The following is a 3,297-nucleotide window of genomic DNA, read 5'->3' on the forward strand; positions in this document are numbered from 1 at the left end:
GAGGATCACATGCGCAATGCTTCTCTCTTCGATCTCTCCGGCAGGAAGGCGCTTGTCACCGGCGCAAGCCGAGGCATCGGGCGCAGCATCGCCGAAGCGCTGAGTGCTGCCGGCGCCGACGTCGCGGTCTCGGCGCGCAGCCTGGCCTCATTGCAGGACACAACGACAGCCATCCGCGCCGCCGGCGGGGTGGCGCATGCCGTTGCCCTCGACGTCACCGATGTCGGTCGCTGCCGCGCAGCCACCGCAGAGGCCGCCGGCCTGCTTGGCGGCCTCGACATTCTCGTCAACAATGCCGGCGTGGAGGAGGTGCGGCCCTCGCTCGATGTCGACGAGGCGCTGTGGGACAGGATCGTCGACACGAATCTGAAGGGAGCGTTCTTCTGCGCCCAGGCCGCCGCGCGGCAGATGCGCGACGCCGGCCGTCCTGGTGCCATCATCAATCTGTGCTCGCTGACATCCGAAGTCGGAATCCCCACCGCGGTGCCGTATGGCTCGTCGAAGTCGGGCCTGCTCGGCATGACGCGGGCGCTTGCGGCGGAGTGGGCGGAGCTTGGCATAAGGGTCAACGCCATTGCGCCGGGCTATTTCAGGACGGCGATGACCGACGTTTTCTACAGCAACGAGGCATGGCAGCACTCCATGCTGGCCAAGATCCCGCAGCGCCGCTTCGGTGATCTCTCCGATCTGCACGGCATCGCGGTGTTCCTCGCTTCGGATGCGGCGGCCTACATAACCGGCCAGTCCATTCCGGTCGATGGCGGCTTTCTCGCCTCGATCTGACGAGGCAGGTTTGTTTCCGTGGTTTCGACGGGAAGGATGATGGAAAAATTGCTGGCGACCATCATACATACATGTATATACTTTTGCCCGGGTGAAGCCTCTCGACGGCTTTGATCCTTGCCCGGTCGGCCTGTCGACCCGCAGAACTATGGCCGGCCTGCGCCAACCGTCATTGCGTTCCAAGAGTTCCAGGAGAACGAGCAGTTATGTCCGACATCAGCTTCCACGATTTGTCATCCATCGATGCCGACCAGCGCGCCAGTCTGCTGAAGCGTGCCGAGGCCGATCTGACGGTCTTCGTCGAGAAGGTCCGGCCGATCATCCAGGCCGTCAAGGACGAAGGCGACGCCGCCTTGATCCGCTTCGCCAGGGAACTCGACAAGGCCAATGTCGCCGAGGGCGAACTGCAGGTGTCGGAAGCCGAGTTCGACGCGGCGTTCGACAAGGTGGAAAAGGATGTGGTCGAGAGCATCCAGTTCGGCATCGACAACATCAGGCATTTCCATGAGGAGCAGAAGCCGGAGACGATGTGGCTCAAGGAAGTCCGGCCGGGCGCCTATGCCGGCGACCGGTACACGCCGATCGCGTCCGTTGCGCTCTACGTTCCGCGCGGCAAGGGCGCCTTTCCGTCGGTGACGATGATGACGTCGGTGCCGGCGGTGATTGCCGGTGTGCCGCAGATCGCCATCGTGACGCCGCCGACATCGGATGGGTCGGTGGACGCGGCAACGCTGGTCGCCGCGCGCCTCGCCGGCGTGGGAACCGTCTACAAATGCGGCGGCGCGCAAGCGGTCGCCGCCGTCGCCTACGGCACGGAGACGGTGAAGCCCGCGCTCAAGATCGTCGGCCCCGGCAGCCCGTGGGTGGTGGCGGCCAAGAGCGTGCTGTCATCGGTCATCAACACAGGCCTTCCGGCCGGCCCGTCGGAAGCGATCATCTTCGCCGATGACAGCGTCGACGGCGGGCTTGCCGCGCTCGACCTGTTGATCGAAGCCGAGCACGGGCCGGATTCCTCGGCCTATCTGGTGACGCACAGCCGCAAGGTTGCAGAAGCAGCGCTTGCTGCCCTTCCCGAGCATTGGTCGCGGATGACCGAGCAGCGTGTCGAGTTTTCGCGCGCGGTGCTGACCGGCAAGCGCGGCGGCATCGTGCTGACGGCGTCGCTGGAAGACAGCTACCGCTTCATCAACGACTATGCGCCCGAACATCTCGAGATCCTGTCGAAGGAGCCGTTCGCGCATCTCGGGCGCATCACCGAGGCGGCCGAGATACTGATGGGCCCGCACACGCCGGTGACGCTTGCCAACTTCGTTCTCGGTCCCAATGCGGTGCTGCCGACCAGCCGCTGGGCGCGAACCTACGGGCCGCTTTCGGTAACGGATTTCGTCAAGCGCTCGTCGGTCGGCTATGTCACCTCGGTGGCCTATCCGGAACTCGCTCTGCACGCCCGCAGGCTCGCCCGCTACGAGGGCTTCAGCTCGCATGAGAACGCGGTCTCGGAAATCCGCGACCGCTATCTCGCCGGCTGAGCGGAAGCGATCGCGATGAAGGCCGCACGACTGTATGGACCTACTGACCTGCGTGTCGAGGACATCGCCCCGCCAGGCGCGCCGGGTGCGGGCTGGGTGAAGCTCAGGGTCGACGCCGCCGGCATTTGCGGTTCGGACCTGCACAATTTCCGCACGGGACAGTGGATAAGCCGGTCGCCTTCGACGGCCGGCCATGAGCTGACCGGCACGGTGACTGCCATCGGCGCGGGCGTGGACGCCTTCGCCATCGGTGACAGGGTGGTCGCTGATTCCCGGTTCTGGTGCGGAGACTGCGCGCAATGTCATGGCGGCAGGCGGCATCTCTGCGCGTCACTGGGCTTCGTCGGAGAGGTCTGCGACGGCGGGTTTGCCGAACAGGCGGTGCTGCCCGCACGGCTCTTGCATATCATTGATGCCGGGCTCGACGAGCGGGTCGCGGCGATGGCCGAGCCGCTGGCGGTGGCGCTGCACGCGGTGCGGCGCCTGCCGAAAACGGCCGGCTCGGTGCTGGTCGTCGGCTGCGGGCCGATCGGCGGTCTTGCCGCGCTATTGCTGTCGCGAACCTTCGCCGGCACCGTGCTCGTCGCCGACCGCAACCAAGCTCGCAGCGCCCGCGTGTCGCAGGTGACGGGTGCCAGGATCGTCGATCTGAACCGAGATGCCGTTGCCGCCGCAACCGCCAATGCCCCGCTGCTCGCGGCCATTGAGGCGACCGGCAGCGTCGCGGCGCTCAACCAATTGCTTGGCGTTGTCGATCCCGGCGGCACGATCGCCATGGTGGGCATCTTCCATGGCCGCCTCGACATTGATCCCAATACGCTGGTCGAACGCGAAATCGGCTTGCTGGGATGCCACGCCTTTGCCGATGAGCTGCCCGAGGCGGTGCGGATGCTAGGTGAACTCAGCGAACCGCTGTTGGCGCTGATCGACCAGGAGATCGGCCTGGATGACATTCCGGCTGCCTATGAGCGGCTGTTGGCGGGAC

At 65.8% G+C, this 3,297-nt stretch carries 3 protein-coding genes; all 3 read left to right on the forward strand.

Features of this window, described 5'->3' with window-relative positions:
• Window positions 1-9 precede the first annotated feature (9 nt).
• Window positions 10-783: a glucose 1-dehydrogenase gene (locus tag EOD15_RS31180; protein ID WP_127321362.1), complete on the forward strand. Its 774-nt coding sequence runs from the start codon at window positions 10-12 to the stop codon at window positions 781-783.
• Between the two features lie 206 nt (window positions 784-989).
• Entirely contained in the window at window positions 990-2,312 is a 1,323-nt protein-coding gene (hisD, locus tag EOD15_RS31190; protein ID WP_127321361.1) for a histidinol dehydrogenase, read from the forward strand.
• A 15-nt stretch (window positions 2,313-2,327) separates the two neighbouring features.
• On the forward strand, window positions 2,328-3,297 hold a 970-nt coding region (locus EOD15_RS31195), incomplete at its 3' end, for an alcohol dehydrogenase catalytic domain-containing protein (protein ID WP_127409163.1).

It is taken from the genome of Mesorhizobium sp. M7A.T.Ca.US.000.02.2.1, from assembly GCF_003996995.1.
GTDB lineage: Bacteria > Pseudomonadota > Alphaproteobacteria > Rhizobiales > Rhizobiaceae > Mesorhizobium.